The organism is Methylobacterium phyllosphaerae, from assembly GCF_001936175.1.
Lineage (GTDB): Bacteria > Pseudomonadota > Alphaproteobacteria > Rhizobiales > Beijerinckiaceae > Methylobacterium > Methylobacterium fujisawaense.
This window is the reverse complement of the sequence record NZ_CP015367.1, coordinates 2,676,570-2,693,523: the sequence shown is the minus strand read 5'-3', so window position 1 is coordinate 2,693,523 and position 16,954 is coordinate 2,676,570. Positions and strand designations below refer to the sequence as shown.

Genomic DNA, 16,954 nt, shown 5'->3' with positions numbered 1-16,954 from the left:
TTGCGCCCCGCAGCGCCGCTGCGCTCGCAACGACGGAAAAGGCCGGTTCCCATTTCAGAACCGGCCATCACGTTCGAACGCAAAAGCAAGATCGGCTCTCGCGTCTTCCTCGTGACAGATGACGGAAAGCGCCTCACCAACGCGGCGCCTCAATCGTCCATCTTCAGCGCCGCGATGAACGCTTCCTGCGGAATCTCGACGCGCCCGAACTGGCGCATCTTCTTCTTGCCTTCCTTCTGCTTGTCCAGAAGCTTGCGCTTGCGCGAGATGTCGCCGCCGTAGCACTTGGCGGTGACGTCCTTGGACAGAGCCTTGATCGTCTCGCGGGCGATGATCTTGCCGCCGATCGCCGCCTGGACGGGGATCTGGAACAGGTGGCGGGGAATCAGGTCCTTGAGCTTCTCGCACATGGCCCGGCCGCGCGATTCGGCGCGGGTGCGGTGGACCAGCATCGACAGGGCGTCCACCGGCTCGGCATTCACCAGGATCGACATCTTCACGAGGTCGCCCTCGCGGTAATCCGAGACGTGGTAATCGAAGGAGGCATAGCCCTTCGAAATCGACTTCAGCCGGTCGTAGAAATCGAACACCACCTCGTTCAGCGGCAGGTCATAGACCACCATGGCGCGCTTGCCGACGTAGTTGAGGTCGATCTGGACGCCCCGGCGGTCCTGGCAGAGCTTCAGAACGCCGCCGAGATACTCGTCGGGCGTCAGGATCGTGGCGCGGATCCAGGGCTCCTCGATCGATTCGATCTTCATGATGTCCGGCATGTCGGCCGGGTTGTGGAGTTCCTTCACCTCCCCGTCGCGCATCTTCAGGCGGTAGACCACCGAGGGCGCGGTCGAGATCAGGTCGAGGTTGAACTCGCGCTCAAGCCGCTCCTGGATGATCTCCAGGTGCAGGAGGCCGAGGAAGCCGCAGCGGAAGCCGAAGCCGAGGGCGGCCGAAGACTCCATCTCGTAGGAGAAGGAGGCGTCGTTGAGCCGCAGCCGGCCCATGGCCGAGCGGAGATTCTCGAACTCGGCCGCGTCCACCGGGAACAGGCCGCAGAACACCACCGCCTGGACTTCCTTGAAGCCCGGCAGCATCTCGGTGGTCTGGCGCTTGTCCTCGGTGATGGTGTCGCCGACGCGGGTGTCGGCCACTTCCTTGATCGAGCCGGTGAAGAAGCCGACCTCGCCCGGGCCGAGGGCGTCGATATCGGCCATCTTCGGCCGGAACACGCCGATCCGGTCGACGCCGTACACGGCGTCGGCGCCCATCATGCGGATGGTCATGCCCTTCTTGAGTGTGCCGTCGATGATTCGCACCAGCACCACGACGCCGAGATAGGCGTCGTACCAGCTGTCCACGAGGAGCGCCTTCAGCGGCGCGTCGCTCCTGCCCTTCGGCGGCGGCAGGCGGGTGACGATCGCCTCCAGCACCGCCTCGATGTTCAGCCCGGTCTTGGCCGAGATCGGCACCGCGTCGGAGGCATCGAGGCCGATCACCTCCTCGATCTGTTCCTTCACCCGCTCCGGCTCGGCCGCCGGCAGGTCGACCTTGTTGAGGACGGGCACAATCTCGTGGTTGGCGTCGAGCGCCTGATAGACGTTGGCGAGGGTCTGCGCCTCCACGCCCTGCGAGGCGTCGACCACGAGGAGGGACCCCTCGCAGGCGGCGAGCGAGCGCGACACCTCGTAGGCGAAGTCCACGTGGCCGGGCGTGTCCATCAGGTTCAGGACGTAATCCTTGCCGTCCTGCGCCTTGTATTCCAGGCGCACGGTCTGCGCCTTGATGGTGATGCCGCGCTCCTTCTCGATATCCATCGAGTCGAGCATCTGCTCGCTCATGTCGCGGAGCGCGACGGTGCCGGTGGCCTGGATCAGCCGGTCGGCCAAGGTCGATTTGCCGTGGTCGATATGTGCGACGATCGAGAAATTGCGGATGGATTCGATCGGGGCTGTCATCGGCATTCCGTTCGGGCGCACGCCGGCGCGCACCCTCTGACGTCGGGACGTATTCGAAAAGATCGGCTCCCGCGCGAGATAGCAGCGCCGCGGGAAGGCGCCAAGCGCGGCCTAAGCGCCTGAGGACCGGCGCCGTCGCGATGAGGGTCCCGTCCCGTCATTCCGGGCGGGCGCAGAAGGGCCCGAATACCGGAACCGCACCGGCTGGCGCCCTCGGATGCCGCCGCGTGTCCCGATCGCGGGCTGCGCGTCGCGGTCCCGGGATGACGGAGGGCATGGACCCGGTCGTCCGATCCACGGACAAACGACGGGGGCCGGAACGTGCCGGCCCCCGGGTGAACGACGGGACTGTCGCCGACGATCGTCCGTCCGATCAGCGACCGCGGTCGCGGATCAGGCGCTCGATCTCGGCCTCGCCATGGGAGCGCGCCTTGGCCTCGGTCGGATGTTTCCGGTCCGAGCGCTGGTGCAGCTTGCCGTGCTTGCGGATGCTCCACTGGAACAGGGAGCCGCTCTCGCCGACCGGCTCCACATCGAGGCTGAAGGGGTAGGTATCAGTCTGGGTATCGCTCATCGCCCCGATATGGGGCACGCAGCGACTTTTCGCCATGCCTGATCGTGAAGTCCTTGCGCGTTCACGCGTCCGCACCGGTCGCGCGCGCCCGCGCGGCCATGGCAACGAGGCTTTTGCGCAGCGCACCCATGTCGGTGACGCGCTCCGGATAGGGGGCCCGGACGGTGCGATCGCCCGCCATCAGGTCCATGCCCTCGGGGTCGAGGCCGGTGAGCCGCCAGGGCAGCCCGGCCTCGCCGCCCGCGCCCGCGGCGTAGAGCGCCAACGCGTCCGCATGGTCGGCGTTCATATGCTCCACGGCGCCGCGCTCGCCGGCCACGATCGGCTGCACGTCCGAGAGATCGAGGAGGAGCTGGTCCCGGGTCAGCGTCGCGGCCTTGGCGAAGCCGCCGTTGAGATGGCCGGCGTCCGGCGCGAGGGCGAAGAAGCCGAAATCGGGGAAATCGGCGTAGAGCTTGGCCTTCGGGTGGCGGGCCAGGAACCGCTCGCGCGCCCGCGCCTCAGGTGTCTGGACGGCGCGGCCGACCACCGTCAGCCGGGGATGGGCGAGGGGATCGCCCTTGCCGCCCTGCGCGAACAGCAGCGAGCAGCGCGGCTCGGCGAGCAGGTTGCGGGTATGGGCCGACAGCCGCGACAGCAGCATCAGCGGCGTGCCGTCCATGTCGGTGGCGATGGTGACGAGGGACGCGAAGGGCGTGCCGTCCGGATCCAGGGTCGCGAGGGCACCCGAACGGATGCTGCGCAGGAGCATCCGCGACAGGCCGATCGCGTCGAACGGCGCCGCTTCGGCGGGCAGCGGACGGGCCGGTCCGCCGGGACCCGGACCCGTGTCCATCGTCTCGCCCATCCGCGATTCCTCCCCGGTCCGAATTGCCGCCGCATTCCGCCGCCATGTTAGCGATCTGCTGCAGCGCGCGCGAGGCGTCCGAACCGCGTCAGATGGGCCGCGGCGTGCCGCTGTTACGGCCAAGCTATGACCGCCGCTCGCTTTTTCCGATCGGTCGTACTAAAGCACCTGTCCCTTTGCGTGTGCCGGGCTGCGCCGAAACTGCCCGGTTCGCGTTTTCGTCTGCCCCTCGTGGGCCGGGATGCGGCGCGGCCTGTGCGTAGAGCCGGGACCGCGCCTGAGCCCGTTCAGTCAGGGACCGCGCATGCCGACCATCGCCCTCGTCGACGACGACCGGAACATCCTCACCTCTGTGTCGATCGCGCTGGAGACCGAAGGTTACCGCATCCAGACCTACACGGACGGCGCCTCCGCGCTGGACGGTCTGCGCCATTCGCCGCCCGATCTCGCGATCTTCGACATCAAGATGCCGCGCATGGACGGGATGGAGCTTCTCCGACGCCTGCGGCAGAAATCCGACCTTCCCGTGATCTTCCTGACCTCGAAGGACGAGGAGATCGACGAGCTGTTCGGCCTCAAGATGGGCGCGGACGACTTCATCCATAAGCCGTTCTCGCAGCGGCTCCTCGTGGAGCGGGTCAAGGCGGTGCTCCGGCGCTTCGCCAAGGAGGCCCCCGGCAGCACGCCCCGGGGCGAGGCCGAGGTGGCGGCCCGGTCGCTGGAGCGCGGCGCGCTGATGATGGATCCCGAGCGCCACACCTGCACGTGGAAGGGCGAGCCGGTGACCCTGACGGTCACGGAGTTCCTGATTCTGCAGGCGCTCGCGCAGCGCCCCGGCGTGGTGAAGAGCCGCAACGCCCTGATGGACGCGGCCTACGACGATCAGGTCTATGTTGATGACCGGACCATCGACAGCCACATCAAGCGGCTGCGCAAGAAGTTCAAGGTCACCGACCAGAGCTTCGACATGATCGAGACGCTCTACGGCGTCGGCTACCGCTTCAAGGAGGCGTGATCTCCAGGATCCGCCCCGTGACCGCCCGGACCACCCAGCCCCAGACCGAGGATGCCCCGCCCCGCGCCTCCCTGGCCCAGATTCTGTTCCGACCGCTCGGCCTGCCCCGCGCCGTGTGGGACGCGATCGGCCAGCGCGCCTCGTCGAGCCTGACGCGCCGCATCGTCGTCCTCAACCTCGTCGGGCTGATCGCGCTGCTCGTCGGGTTCCTCTACCTGAACCAGTTCCGCCAGGGCCTGATCCAGGCCCGGATCCAGAGCCTCGCCATTCAGGGCGAGATCATCGCGGGGGCGATCGCTGCCTCGGCGTCGGTGGACACCGACACGATCCGCATCGATCCCGACAAGCTGCTCCAGCAGCAGGCCGGCGAGGCGGCGGAGGAGGAATCACAGCCGCTCGCCTTCTCGCTCAACCCCGAGAAGGTGGCGCCGCTCCTGTCGCGCCTCGTGACGCCGACGGGCAACCGCGCCCGGGTCTACGATCAGGAGGGCGGCCTCCTGTTCGACACCCGCACCCTGTTCAAGCGCGGCGACGCCAGCCGGCCCGATCCGCTGGAGCCCAAGCCCCACAAGCCCGGGATGCTCGAATCCGCCTTCGAGACGATCCAGGCGAAGCTCGGCGGCCTGTTCCGCAGCCGGACCGAGACCGCCGAGGAGACCGGGCCGGTGAACGGCCACTCCCTCCGGGAGGTCCAGGCGGCGCTCGGCGGCAACCGCGGCAGCCTCGTGCGCCGCAACAAGCTCGGCGAGACCACCGTGTCGGTGGCGGTGCCGATCCACCGGGCCGGCTCGGTCCGCGGCGCCCTGCTGATCTCGACCCAGGGCGACGCCATCGACCGGGTCATCGCCTCGGAGCGGTTCGGCCTGCTCCAGGTCTTCCTCGTCGCCTCGGCGGTGATGGTGGTGCTGTCGTTCCTGCTGGCCGGCGCCATCGCGGGGCCGGTGCGCCGCCTGGCCGAGGCCGCCGAGAAGGTCCGGATGGGCATCAAGACCCGCGAGGAGATCCCCGATTTCACCGAGCGGACCGACGAGATCGGCCATCTGTCCGGCGCCCTGCGCGACATGACCCAGGCGCTCTACCGGCGGATCGACGCCATCGAGAGCTTCGCGGCCGATGTCAGCCACGAGCTGAAAAATCCGCTCACGTCGCTGCGCAGCGCGGTGGAAACCCTGCCGCTCGCCAAGACCGACGAATCCCGCGGCCGCCTGATGGCGATCATCCAGCACGACGTGAAGCGCCTCGACCGGCTGATCAGCGACATCGCGGACGCCTCGCGGCTCGATGCGGAACTCGCGCGCGCCGAAGCCCGGCGCGTGGATCTCCGGCGGCTTCTCACCACCGTCGTCTCCGTGGCCAACGAGCGGCGGCGCCCGAAGGACTGCCTGATCCAGCTCGACGTCGAATCGATCGGATCGGAGCAGGATGCGCCGTTCACGATCATCGGCCACGACAGCCGGCTCGGCCAGGTGGTCAACAACCTCCTCGACAACGCCCGTTCGTTCTCGCCGAGCGACGCGAAGGTCCGGGTGGTGCTGCGCCGGGTCCGTGGTGAGGTGGAGATGATCTGCGAGGACGAGGGTCCGGGCATCCCGGAGCATGCCCTGGAGCGGATCTTCGAGCGCTTCTACACCGACCGGCCCGAGCAGGGCTTCGGCCAGAATTCAGGGCTCGGCCTGTCGATCTCCCGCCAGATCGTCCAGGCCCATCGCGGCACGATCCGCGCCGAGAACCGGCCCGGCGCCCCGGATGAGGATGGCGAGCCCACCGTGCGCGGCGCCCGCTTCGTGGTCCGCCTGCCGGCGGCCCCGCGGCAACTCCACGCCTGATGGTCACCCTTCACGGCGCCTGTATCGCGCTGTGCGAGACCGGGATCCTGATTCGCGGCCCGTCGGGCGCCGGCAAATCCAGTCTCGCGCTCCTGCTCGCCGCCGCGGCCGACGGGGCCTTCGTGGCCGACGACCGCGTCGTCTGTACGGTGCGCGAAGGGCGACTCGTGGCATGTCCACATCCGAGCCTCGCCGGACAGGTCGAGATCCGAGGGCAGGGGATCCTGCCCGTGGCCGAGCTCGGCATCCCGTTCCGCCCGGATGTGGTCCTGGATCTCGCCGTCGATCTCGTGGAGACGGCACCGCGCCTGCCGGAGCCCCCCGAGGCGGCGGCGCTCCTCGGCCTGACCCTGCCGCGCCTCGTGCTCGACCGGGGCGTGCGCGCCGCCGGCCTCGCGCCGCTGCTCATCCGTGCGGCACTGCGAAAGCATCGGCCGTGACTTCGCAGCCGCACAGGCGGTTCGATTCGCCTAAGACTGGTATACCCCCATGGCGCAGCCGCTGCGGCCGTGGCATGATCGCGGAAATGTCCGGGCAAAAAAGTCGCGTTCGCCTTGTGGGGGGCTGTGCGATGCACAACATGGCGGCATTCACAGGACGTTGGAACACGTGTCGATGATTGGCATGGTGCTCGTAACTCACGGGCTACTGGCGACCGAGTTCAAGGCCGCTCTGGAGCACGTGGTCGGCCCGCAGGATCAGATCGAGACGATCACGATCGGGCCGGAAGACGATATGGAATTGCGACGGCGGGACATCATGTCCGCGGTCTGTCGGGTGAATACCGGTGAGGGCGTGGTCGTGCTCACCGACATGTTCGGCGGCACGCCGTCGAACCTCGCCCTGTCCTGCATGAACGGCGGCTCGGTGGAGGTCGTGGCGGGCATCAACCTGCCGATGCTGATCAAGCTGGCCAGCGTCCGCGACGAGGAGAAGCTCGGCGACGCCGTGCTTCACGCCCAGGAAGCGGGCCGCAAATACATAAACGTCGCCTCGCGGGTTCTGGCGGGGAAGTAGTCTTCACGATCAGGCTTCCAGTACGGCCGCGGTCGGGGTCGTCCGCCGCGTGCTCACGGTGATTCCCACGGAGGCCGCGATCACCAATCCGATCGCCAGCCATTGGATGGGACTGATTCGCTCCCCCAGGAGAACGAGGCCGGCGCAGGCCGCCACGGCGGGTTCCAGGCTCATCAGGACGCCGAAGCTCTTCCGGTCGAGCCGGCGCAGGGCGAACATCTCCAGGGAATAGGGCAGGGCACTCGACATCACTGCCACGCCAAGGCCTGCGGCCAGGATGCCGGGGGTGAGCAGGGCCGGTCCGGCCTCCGACAGGCCGAAGGGCGCCACCACGATGGCCGCCGTGAACATGCCGAGGGACACGGCCTGGCCGCCGTCGATCCGCCCCGCGCGCTGTCCGAAAAGGATGTAGAGCGCCCAGCACAGGGCCGCGCCGAGATCGAGTAGGATCCCGATCGGATCGAGTCCGTCCTGACCGGAGATCGGCAGGAGCAGCGCGAGTCCGGTGACCGCCACGCCGATCCACAGGAAATCCGACCGGCGGCGTGACGCGATCAGAGCGACGGCCAGCGGCCCGACGAACTCGATGGCCACGGCCGGTCCGAGGGGCAGCCGTGCCAGGGCGAGATAGAACAGGAGGTTCATCAGCCCGAGGGCCGTCCCGTAGAGGGCGATCCAGCCGGCCTCGCGCGCCGGGAGGCTGCGCCGCCACGGCCGCCAGACGGCAACGAGGATCAGTGCCGAGAAGCCGACCCGCAGGGCGGACGTCCCGGATGCACCGACCGCCGGAAACAGGCTCTTGGCGAAGGTCGCTCCGCTCTGGAGGGAGACCATGCCGGTCACGAGCGCGGCGACCGAGAGCATCGTGTCGCCGAGGCCGAATCTTATGCGTGACACGCGTCGACATTCCCCAGCACCGCGCCCCGGCGCGGGCCTAGCAGACGCGGCGGCCGCCAAGGGCCGCGCCAGGCCGCATGGCTCACGCCACCCTCAATCATGACTGGAGGTTCCGGGACCGCGTCGCGAAGCCCGGGCTCGCCTCTGGCGCTCCGGCGTGGCGCTCCGGCGCGGCGCTCCGGAATGACGGCCTGGCCGCAAACCGGAGCGCGGATGACGTCCAGGTCCTAGAGGATGAACCGACTCAGATCGGCGTTAGACGCCAGGTCCTGAACCCGCTCGCGCACATAGGCCGCGTCGATCGGCACCGTCTCGCCGGAGCGGTCTGTGGCGGTGAAGGAGATCTCGTCGATCACCCGTTCGAGAACCGTCTGAAGCCGGCGGGCACCAATGTTCTCCACCGAGGAATTCACCTCGACCGCGACCCGGGCGAGCGCGTCCACCGCGTCGTCCGTGAAGGACAGGGTCACGCCCTCCGTTTCCATCAGCGCGACCGTCTGCTTGATCAGGCTCGCCTCGGTGGCGGTGAGAATCTGCTTGAAGTCGTCCACCGTCAGCGGCTGCAACTCCACGCGGATCGGCAGGCGGCCCTGCAGCTCGGGCAGGAGGTCGGACGGCTTCGAGACGTGGAAGGCGCCCGAGGCGATGAACAGGACGTGGTCCGTCTTCACCGGGCCGTGCTTGGTGGCGATCGTGGTGCCTTCGATCAACGGCAGAAGGTCGCGCTGTACGCCCTCCCGGGACACGTCGCCGGAGGACCGGCCCTCGCGGGCACAGATCTTGTCGATCTCGTCGAGGAACACGATGCCGTTGTTCTCGACCTCGCCGATCGCCTCGCGGACCAGCGCCTCGTCGTCGACGAGCTTATCGGATTCCTCGGCCATCAGGGGCGCATAGGCGTCCCGGACCAGGATCCGGCGCGGCTTGCCGCGCTGGCCGCCGAGTGCCTTGCCGAGCATGTCGCCGATGTTGATCGCGCCCATGGAGGCCCCCGGCACACCGGGAATCTCGAACATCGGCATGCCCGTGGGGGCGCCGGAGGTCAGCTCCAGCTCCACCTCCTTGTCGTCGAGCTCGCTGTTGCGGAGCTTGCGTCGGAAGCTGTCACGGGTGGCCTGGCTGGCGGTCGGCCCGACGAGGGCGTCGAGGAGGCGGTTCTCGGCCGCGGCTTCGGCCTTGGCCTTCACGCCCTCGCGCTTCACCTGCCGGGTCAGGCCGATCGCCACTTCGACGAGATCACGGATGATCTGCTCGACATCGCGGCCGACATAGCCGACCTCGGTGAACTTGGTGGCCTCGACCTTGAGGAACGGGGCGTTGGCGAGCCGGGCGAGGCGGCGGGCGATCTCGGTCTTTCCGCACCCGGTCGGCCCGATCATCAGGATGTTCTTGGGCGCGACCTCCTCGCGGAGCGGACCGATCAGCTGCTGGCGTCGCCAGCGATTGCGCAGCGCGATCGCCACGGCGCGCTTGGCGTCGTGTTGCCCGACGATGAAGCGATCGAGTTCGGACACGATCTCGCGCGGAGAGAACGTCGTCACCGCTGTGCCATCCCTGTTCCCGGCCCGAAATCGGCCCCGCGCCGGGAATGGGGTCCCACGCGGCCCCGCGCAAGGGGGCGCCGCGTGGGCCGATAGCCGCCTCAATGCGCTGCCGGCACCGCTGCGACGCCGGGCTTGTCGTGCTGGCCGAACCGCTCGACCAGGGTCGAGCTGGCGGCGTTGAGGCCGACGACCTCGACGAGGCGCCCGCGGGCGCGGGCCTTCAGCACCACCCGGTCGAGGGCTGCGACCGCCGAGATGTCCCAGAAATGCGCCGCGTGGACGTCGATCACGAGACGCTCGACCGGCTCCAGCACGTCGATCGCCTCGGAGAACGTGCCGGCGGAGGCGAAGAACACCTGCCCGGTGATGGCGTAGGTGCGGGTCCGGCCATCGGCCGAGAGGCTGGAGGTGATCCGGTTGAGACGGGAGACCTTGCCGGCGAAGAACACGCCCGAGAGCAGCACGCCGACCAGCACGCCGATGGCGAGATCCTTCGTGGCCACGACGACCAGGACGGTGGCCAGCATCACCGCGGAGGATGGCAGCGGGTTGGTCCGCAGGCGGGCCAGGGAACGCCAGGAGAAGGTGTTGATCGAGACCATGATCATCACGGCGGTCAGGGCCGCCACGGGCACCACGGCGAGCAGATCCTGCAGCGCCACGAGGAGCAGCAGCAGGAAGGCCCCGGCCACCAGCGTCGAGAGGCGGCCGCGGGCGCCCGAGGAGACGTTGATCACCGACTGGCCGATCATCGCGCAGCCGCCCATGCCGCCGAACACCGCGGAGGCCATGTTGGCCACGCCCTGGCCCATGCATTCACGGTTCTTGTCGCTGCCCGTGTCGGTCAGGTCATCGACGATCTGCGCGGTGAGCAGGCTCTCCAGCAGGCCGACCGCGGCCAACGTCGCCGCGTAGGGCAGAAGGATCCGCAGGGTCTCGAAGGTGAGGGGCACGTCCGGCAGGGCGAAGCTCGGCAGCGCCGAGGGCAGGGCGCCGAGATGGGCGACCGTGCGGACGTCGAGGTGGAAGATCGCGGTGATCGCCGTCAGCACCGCGATGGCGATGAGCGGGGCGGGGATCGCGCGGGTGATCCGCGGCACGCCATAGATAATCGCCAAGCCCAGGGCGATGAGCCCGTAGGTCGCCGGCGTGACGCCGGTCAGTTCGGGCATCTGCGCCAGGAAGATCAGGATCGCCAGGGCGTTGACGAAGCCGGTCATCACCGACTGCGAGACGAACCGCATCAGCCGGCCCAACCGGAGGAGGCCGGCCAGGATCTGGATCACGCCCATCAGGATGGTGGCGGCGAAGAGGTACTGCACCCCGTGGTCGCGCACGAGCTCGACCATCACGACGGCGGTGGCGGCGGTGGCGGCCGAGATCATGGCGGGGCGGCCGCCCGCGAAGGCGATGGTGCAGGCGATGACCACGGAGGCGTAGAGACCGACCTTCGGGTCGACGCCGGCGATGACCGAAAAGCCGATGGCCTCGGGGATCAGCGCGAGGGCGACGACGATCCCCGAGAGGGTGTCGCCGCGGATGTTGGATGTCCACGACCGGAGAAACCCAGTCTGTCCGGGTGAGCTGAGTGACATGCTTGATTCCGCACGAGCGGCGTGCCCGCGTCGCTGGCGGGTCATGGCGCGTCTCGAATGCGTGGTCCGGCGGATCGGCGGCCGGAAGAGCCACCCGGGCTTTCACCGGGTCCTTGCGAATGCGCGGACCCTAGGGGCCTGCGCGCTGCAATGCAACATCCGCGCGCGGCGGCTGGACCGTCAGGCCGCCCGGACCTGCGCCACGAAGCCCGCCACCTCGCTCCCCAGCCCGTTGGAGCGGCGGGCGATGTCGGCGGCGGCCGCCAGCACCTCCGCGGCGCTCGCGCCGGTCTCGCGGGCCGCACCCAGGACCAGCGCCATGGTCTCGGTGACGGAGCGGGTGCCGCTCGCGGCCTCCGAGACGCTGCGGGCGATTTCCTGCGTGGCCAATTGCTGCTCCTCGACGGCCGCGGCCACACCGAGGGCGATGCCGTGGACCTGCTCGATCGTGCCGCCGATCTCCTCGATCGCGGCGACGGCCTCGTGGGTCGCCGCCCGCATGGCGGCGATCTGCCCGGCGATCTCTTCGGTGGCCTTGGCGGTCTGGGTGGCCAGATCCTTGACCTCTGTGGCGACGACCGCGAAGCCGCGTCCGGCCTCGCCGGCGCGGGCGGCCTCGATCGTCGCGTTGAGCGCCAGCAGGTTGGTCTGGCCGGCAATCGTGGAGATGAGGGAGACGACCTGCCCGATGCCCTCGGCGCTGCGGGCGAGGGCCTGGACGCTCGTCCGGGTCCGCCGCGTCGCTTCGACGGCCCCCTCGGCCGCGGTGGAGGTCTGCGTGACCTGAACGCCGATCTCGCTCGCCGTCGCGGCGAGTTCCTCGGTGGCGGCGGCGACGGCCTCGACGTTGTAGGCGGTGGTCTCGGCGGCGCGGGTCACGACCTGGGACTGCGTGCCGGCGTGATCGGCGTTGCCCGCCATGGTGGCGGCGGCGCGCTCCAAGCCGGCTGCCGCTCCGGCCAGGTGATCGACCAGCCCGCCGAGGTTGCTTTGGAACTGATCGGCGAGCCCGGCCATCTCGGAACGCTTGCGCGCCGCCGTATCGACCCGCATCCGCTCGTGCTCGTGCCGGAGGGTCTCGGCCTCGCGCATCGTGTCGCTGAAGACCTGCATGCTGGTCCAGATCGCCCCGATCTCGTCGCGCCCCGGCTTGATCGCGGGCAGGGTCAGGTCGCCGCGCGAGAGGCGCTGGATCGCCTCCGAGACCGCCCGCAGCGGCCGGGCGATCTGCCGCTGCCCGATGAGCAGGCCCAGGGCGCAGCAGATCGCGGTTCCGGCCAGCGCGAGGCCGAGGAGGAGCAGCGTCCGCGCCTGGAACAGCGCCTGGGTGTCCGACTTGATCGCCGCCATCTCGGTCCGGCCCTGCTTCACCAGGGCATCGATGCTCGCCTGGAAGACCTTGCGGTTGGCGCGATTGGCGTCGTTGAAGCCGAGTTCGGCGGCCGCCTTGGGGCCGGTCGTGTCGCCAGCCTCCGCGAGGGCGCTGCGCAGGGTCCGGAACGCCTCGGCATTGCGCACCATGGCGTCGAAGAGCGGGCGCTCGGCCTCGGTCACCCGCGGCGCCCAGTCCGCCCGGAGCGCGTCCATCTCGGCCAGACCCTTGCGGATGCCGGCGGTGTACTTGGCCGCCTCCGTGCGGTCGGCGGAGGCGTAGACGCCCCGCGAATCCATGGTCACTTCGGCGGCGAGGCGGTTGAAGTTGGCGGCGTCGAGCGCCCGGATCGAGGCGTTCTCGACGCTCGTGAGGGAGTGCTCGAAGCTTCTCAGCGTCGTGACGCTGACCCCGGCCACGATCAGCGTCGTCAGGCTGCACGCGCCGACGAAGCCCAGAAGTTTTCCGCCGATTTTCATTGAGATCCAACCGCAGAGGCTCGATTGGCGCTAAAATGCCGGTTATTCGTCAAAGCCGCGTAAACTAATCGCCGTCGGCATTATTTGTTTTGACGAACGGGCCTCCGTCGCCGGAAGCCCGCTGCGCGGCACCGCTCACGCCGCGCGGACGCTCACGAGGAACCGGTCGACCTCGGCGGTCAGCTTCTCCGATTGCCGCGAAAGCTCGGACGCCGCGTCGAGCACCTGGCCGGCCGCCATGCCGGTCTCCTCGGCGGCGCCCGCGACACCCGAGATGTTGCTCGTCACCTCGCCGGCGCCGACCGCCGCCTGCGCGACATTCCGGACGATCTCCTGCGTGGCCGCGCCCTGTTGCTCGACCGCGGCGGCGATCGAGGTGGCGACGCCACTGATCTCCCGGATCCGCTCGGTGATGCCGCCGATCGACGTCACGGCCTGACCGGTCACCGCCTGGATCTGCGCGATCTGGCCGGAAATCTCGTGGGTCGCCTTCGCGGTCTGCTCGGCCAGCGCCTTCACCTCGGCGGCGACGACGGCGAAGCCCTTGCCGGCGGCACCGGCGCGGGCGGCCTCGATGGTGGCGTTCAGCGCAAGCAGGTTGGTCTGGCCGGCGATGTTCGAGATCAGGCCGACCACGTCGCCGATCCGCGACACGGAATTGCTCAGCTCCTGGACCAGGGCGCCGGTCTGGTCGGCGTCCGAGACGGCGCGCTGCGCCAGATGGGCCGAACCGTCCACCTGCCGGCCGATTTCCTGGACCGAGGAGCCCAGCTGCTCGGCCGCCGCCGCCACCGTGTTCACATTGGTGGCCGCCTCTTCGGCGGCCGCCGCCACCGTGGTCGACTGGCTCGACGTCTCGGAGGCGGTCGCCGACATGGTCCGCGCGGTCGCCTGCAGTTCCGTGGCCGAGGACGACACCATCCCGACGATCCCGCCCACTGCGCGATCGAAGCTGTCGGCCAGCTCGATCATGGTCCGGCGCCGCTCGGCCGCCGCCGCCGTGTCGGCGATCCGCTTGATCTCGGCATCCTCGGCCGCCTTCCTGGCGACCATGGTCTTGATTCCCTCCACGGCCCGCCCGACCGCGCCGATCTCGTCGCCGCGTCGGGCCTCCGCGATCTCGGCCTCGATCTCACCCCGGGCCATCCGCTGGAGCACCGCGACGAGCCGGCCAAGCGGGCGGGTCAGCATCGCGAAGACCAGGAACGCCAGAAGCGCTGCGATGACGACGCTGGCCACGCTGCCGAGAAGACTGGCGAGATAGGCGGCGCTGAACGAGCGCCCCTGTTCGTCGCTGCGGGCTCCGAGGAGCTCCCGCTCGGCCTGGTCCGCGTCGGCAAGCTTCGCGCGCAGGGCGTCCATGGACGCCTTCCCGGCCCCGCTCGCCTCGATCTGGCGCGCCGCGTCGAGCTGGCCCGCCTCGACGAGGGCGATCTCGTTCCGGGCGATGTCGTTCGACCAGGTCGCGGCCAAGCTGTTCACGGCCGCCAGGCGCGCCTGCTGCGCTGCGTTGTCCACCGTGAGCGCCTGCGCGGTCTCCAGCGCCGCCTTGTAGGCCTTCTGGCCGTTGCGGAACGGCTCCAGAAATTTCGGGTCGCCCGAGAGCAGATAGCCGCGGAGCCCCGTTTCCTGGTTCAGCATCGACTGCGTCACGCCGTCGAGCGCAGAGATGACCTGGTAGGTATGCTCCGTAAGATGATTGACCCGCTCGATCGACGTTAGATGACTGTATCCGATCGCGCTGATCCCAACCGTTACCGCCGCTAAGCTGCCGAAGGCGGCGGTCAGTTTCGTCACGATGCGGACGTCATTAATCGATCGCATAGTTCAGCCCTCAGCGCGCATGTTGCGCGACGAATTTTGCTTATTATGGGCCGACTATGCATTTTACAGCGTGAAAATTCCCTTACCGATGCAGTCGTCGTCGTAAATCTCGGCTGGAGCTGTGCCGCGAGATGGCGGGCCCGGCGCTCAAATTTCAGTGATGGATCCGGAAGCTCTCGTACTCGGTAGATGAAGCGCACGAAATTTAGCTAATCTGACCGTTTTTACATCAATCGATTGATTGATCGTCGAATTTTCATTGTAGAATTTAGGATTGAGAGGATCTCCTGAAGTCGGCTGGAGCCGCTTCTTTTCCTCATTGCACGCGAATACGACCCGCATCGCAAAGTCCGCTGCGTGCGCGATGAGGATGCGCCGCGTAGCCCGTCTCGGCGGCGCATGCGCGCCCCGACGATCCGGATGCGGGCGGCCACGGTGCGAGAAGCGGCGTCGATCGTACGGTGTCGACGCCGGCTCAGGCCGCAGCCGCGGGAGGTCAGGCTTCGAGGGTCTCGATCACCAGATTGCCGTTCGTGTAGACGCAGATCTCCGCGGCGATCCCCATGGCGCGCCGGACGATCGCCTCTGCATCGAGGTCTCCGTCTTCCAGCGCGCGGGCGGCCGCCAGGGCGTAATTGCCGCCCGAGCCGATAGCCATGACGCCGCTTTCCGGTTCCAGAACGTCGCCCGAGCCCGACAGAAGCAGGCTGACATCGCGGTCGGCGACCAGCATCATCGCCTCGAGGCGGCGGAGGTAGCGATCCGTCCGCCAATCCTTGGTGAGTTCGACGCAGGCCCGCGTCAGCTGACCGGGATATTGCTCAAGCTTGGCTTCGAGGCGTTCGAACAGAGTGAAGGCGTCCGCCGTGGCGCCGGCGAAGCCGCCGATCACCGCGCCCTTGGCCAGGCGCCGGACCTTGCGGGCATTCCCCTTCACGATGGTCTGGCCCAGGCTGACCTGACCGTCGCCGCCGATGACGACACGGCCGCCCTTGCGCACCATCAGGATCGTGGTCGCGTGCATCTGGGGCACCGCGCCCCGGTCTTCATACCTGAATGCATCCTGGCTCAAGGTTCGGCTCCGCTCTCGATCGCGCCGAGATGGGGAGCTTCGCCGGCCGAGTCCAGCCGGAAGGGACGGTGGGGCGCCCTCTATTCGGCCACAGGCTCGAAGCTCCGCACAGGACCCGCATCCTGCAGGATCGATTGCGCCGCGGCCTCGGCCAGGAGGGCGTAGCCGCGATCGGCCATGTGGAGCCCGTCGGCGGCGAAGAGCTGCTTGGTGGTCAGCTTACCCTCGCGCACCCAGCCGTGCATGAGATCGGCGCGGCGGATCACCGGAACGTCGAGGTCGTCGCCGATGCTGCGGACCGCGTCACGGAAGCGGGAGGCGCCCGGCGTGGCTTCCAGCTTCGGGCACCATTGCGGTTCCATCAGCACCACGTCGATCCCGGCCTCGCGGATCCGGCGGATGGCCGACACGGTGGCCTCGCGGAAATGTTCGACCGAGACCCCGCGCAGCGGATCGTTGCTGCCCGTCTGCCAGATCACGAGCTGCGGTTCGGCCGCGATGACGTCCCGGTCGAGCCGCGCCAGCATGTCGTCGACGTGCTCGCCGCCGATCCCGCGATTGATGACCGCGACGTCGATTCCGTGCAGCTTCTTGCGGAGGTCGATCTGGAGGCGGGCCGGGTAGGCGTTGGCCGGGCTCGACGCGCCGATACCCTGCGTCGAGGACGAGCCGAAGGCCACGATCTTCAGCGGTGCGCCGATGGCGATCTGACGGGCGACGTGCGGCAGGTCCGGACTCTCACGCAGGTCGAGACCCAGCATGTCGAGCGATTCGGGCAGGAGGTCCGCATAGGCCAGAACCGCCGTCGGCAGGACCAGCAAGGCGCTGAGCAAGCCCAGACGGCGCAGCAGTTTGCGGGCGGGGAAGGCAGTGTTCAGCGACTTGGACACGGGACCGACGGCTCCGGCTCACGTGAGCGTTAGATACAGTCTGACACACG

14 protein-coding genes and 1 other annotated feature are annotated in these 16,954 nt (G+C 68.8%); of the genes, 4 read left to right on the top strand and 10 right to left on the bottom strand.

Annotated features, from left to right (window positions below):
- Positions 1-149: 149 nt before the first annotated feature.
- From lepA to MCBMB27_RS12045, 3 genes are all read right to left on the bottom strand, one after another.
- Positions 150-1,952 (bottom strand): translation elongation factor 4, encoded by a 1,803-nt coding sequence (lepA, locus tag MCBMB27_RS12055; protein ID WP_075381946.1) that lies wholly within the window; start codon positions 1,950-1,952, stop codon positions 150-152.
- A gap of 373 nt (positions 1,953-2,325) precedes the next feature.
- The gene (locus MCBMB27_RS12050) at positions 2,326-2,562 is read right to left on the bottom strand and encodes a hypothetical protein (RefSeq protein WP_236952957.1); all 237 of its coding nucleotides are present in this window, start codon (positions 2,560-2,562) and stop codon (positions 2,326-2,328) included.
- A 25-nt stretch (positions 2,563-2,587) separates the two neighbouring features.
- Entirely contained in the window at positions 2,588-3,373 is a 786-nt protein-coding gene (locus MCBMB27_RS12045; protein WP_075380508.1) for a HugZ family pyridoxamine 5'-phosphate oxidase, read from the bottom strand.
- Between the two features lie 304 nt (positions 3,374-3,677).
- Between MCBMB27_RS12045 and MCBMB27_RS12040 the strand changes: the two genes are divergently transcribed.
- The 4 genes from MCBMB27_RS12040 to MCBMB27_RS12025 all read left to right on the top strand — a co-directional run bounded on the left by MCBMB27_RS12040 (position 3,678) and on the right by MCBMB27_RS12025 (position 7,231).
- Positions 3,678-4,388 (top strand): response regulator transcription factor, encoded by a 711-nt coding sequence (locus MCBMB27_RS12040; RefSeq protein WP_020094607.1) that lies wholly within the window; start codon positions 3,678-3,680, stop codon positions 4,386-4,388.
- A gap of 71 nt (positions 4,389-4,459) precedes the next feature.
- Complete coding sequence (locus MCBMB27_RS12035) at positions 4,460-6,214, top strand: sensor histidine kinase (RefSeq protein ID WP_075381945.1); 1,755 nt, start codon at positions 4,460-4,462, stop codon at positions 6,212-6,214.
- On the top strand, positions 6,214-6,654 hold the full coding sequence (locus MCBMB27_RS12030) for an HPr kinase/phosphorylase (RefSeq protein WP_075380507.1): 441 nt from the start codon (positions 6,214-6,216) through the stop codon (positions 6,652-6,654). Before MCBMB27_RS12035 ends, MCBMB27_RS12030 begins: the two co-directional genes overlap by 1 nt.
- A gap of 175 nt (positions 6,655-6,829) precedes the next feature.
- Positions 6,830-7,231: a PTS sugar transporter subunit IIA gene (locus tag MCBMB27_RS12025; RefSeq protein ID WP_043351658.1), complete on the top strand. Its 402-nt coding sequence runs from the start codon at positions 6,830-6,832 to the stop codon at positions 7,229-7,231.
- Between the two features lie 9 nt (positions 7,232-7,240).
- On the opposite strand, the gene MCBMB27_RS12020 is transcribed toward MCBMB27_RS12025, so the two are convergent.
- The 7 genes from MCBMB27_RS12020 to MCBMB27_RS11990 form a co-directional block, all read right to left on the bottom strand.
- On the bottom strand, positions 7,241-8,128 hold the full coding sequence (locus MCBMB27_RS12020) for an EamA family transporter (protein WP_083683489.1): 888 nt from the start codon (positions 8,126-8,128) through the stop codon (positions 7,241-7,243).
- A gap of 227 nt (positions 8,129-8,355) precedes the next feature.
- Entirely contained in the window at positions 8,356-9,669 is a 1,314-nt protein-coding gene (gene hslU, locus MCBMB27_RS12015) for an ATP-dependent protease ATPase subunit HslU (protein ID WP_075380505.1), read from the bottom strand.
- Between the two features lie 101 nt (positions 9,670-9,770).
- On the bottom strand, positions 9,771-11,267 hold the full coding sequence (locus tag MCBMB27_RS12010; protein WP_075380504.1) for a SulP family inorganic anion transporter: 1,497 nt from the start codon (positions 11,265-11,267) through the stop codon (positions 9,771-9,773).
- 60 nt (positions 11,268-11,327) lie between these two features.
- Positions 11,328-11,383: a sequence feature (sul1 is cis-regulatory element that is thought to sense ions involved in sulfur or methionine metabolism; They are found in Alphaproteobacteria), on the bottom strand.
- A gap of 64 nt (positions 11,384-11,447) precedes the next feature.
- Positions 11,448-13,118: a methyl-accepting chemotaxis protein gene (locus MCBMB27_RS12005; protein WP_075380503.1), complete on the bottom strand. Its 1,671-nt coding sequence runs from the start codon at positions 13,116-13,118 to the stop codon at positions 11,448-11,450.
- A gap of 135 nt (positions 13,119-13,253) precedes the next feature.
- Positions 13,254-14,942 (bottom strand): methyl-accepting chemotaxis protein, encoded by a 1,689-nt coding sequence (locus MCBMB27_RS12000; protein WP_075380502.1) that lies wholly within the window; start codon positions 14,940-14,942, stop codon positions 13,254-13,256.
- A gap of 496 nt (positions 14,943-15,438) precedes the next feature.
- On the bottom strand, positions 15,439-15,966 hold the full coding sequence (hslV, locus tag MCBMB27_RS11995; protein WP_043351688.1) for an ATP-dependent protease subunit HslV: 528 nt from the start codon (positions 15,964-15,966) through the stop codon (positions 15,439-15,441).
- A 128-nt stretch (positions 15,967-16,094) separates the two neighbouring features.
- Positions 16,095-16,904, bottom strand: coding sequence for an SGNH/GDSL hydrolase family protein (locus tag MCBMB27_RS11990; protein ID WP_043378491.1), 810 nt, complete (start codon positions 16,902-16,904; stop codon positions 16,095-16,097).
- Positions 16,905-16,954 lie beyond the last annotated feature (50 nt).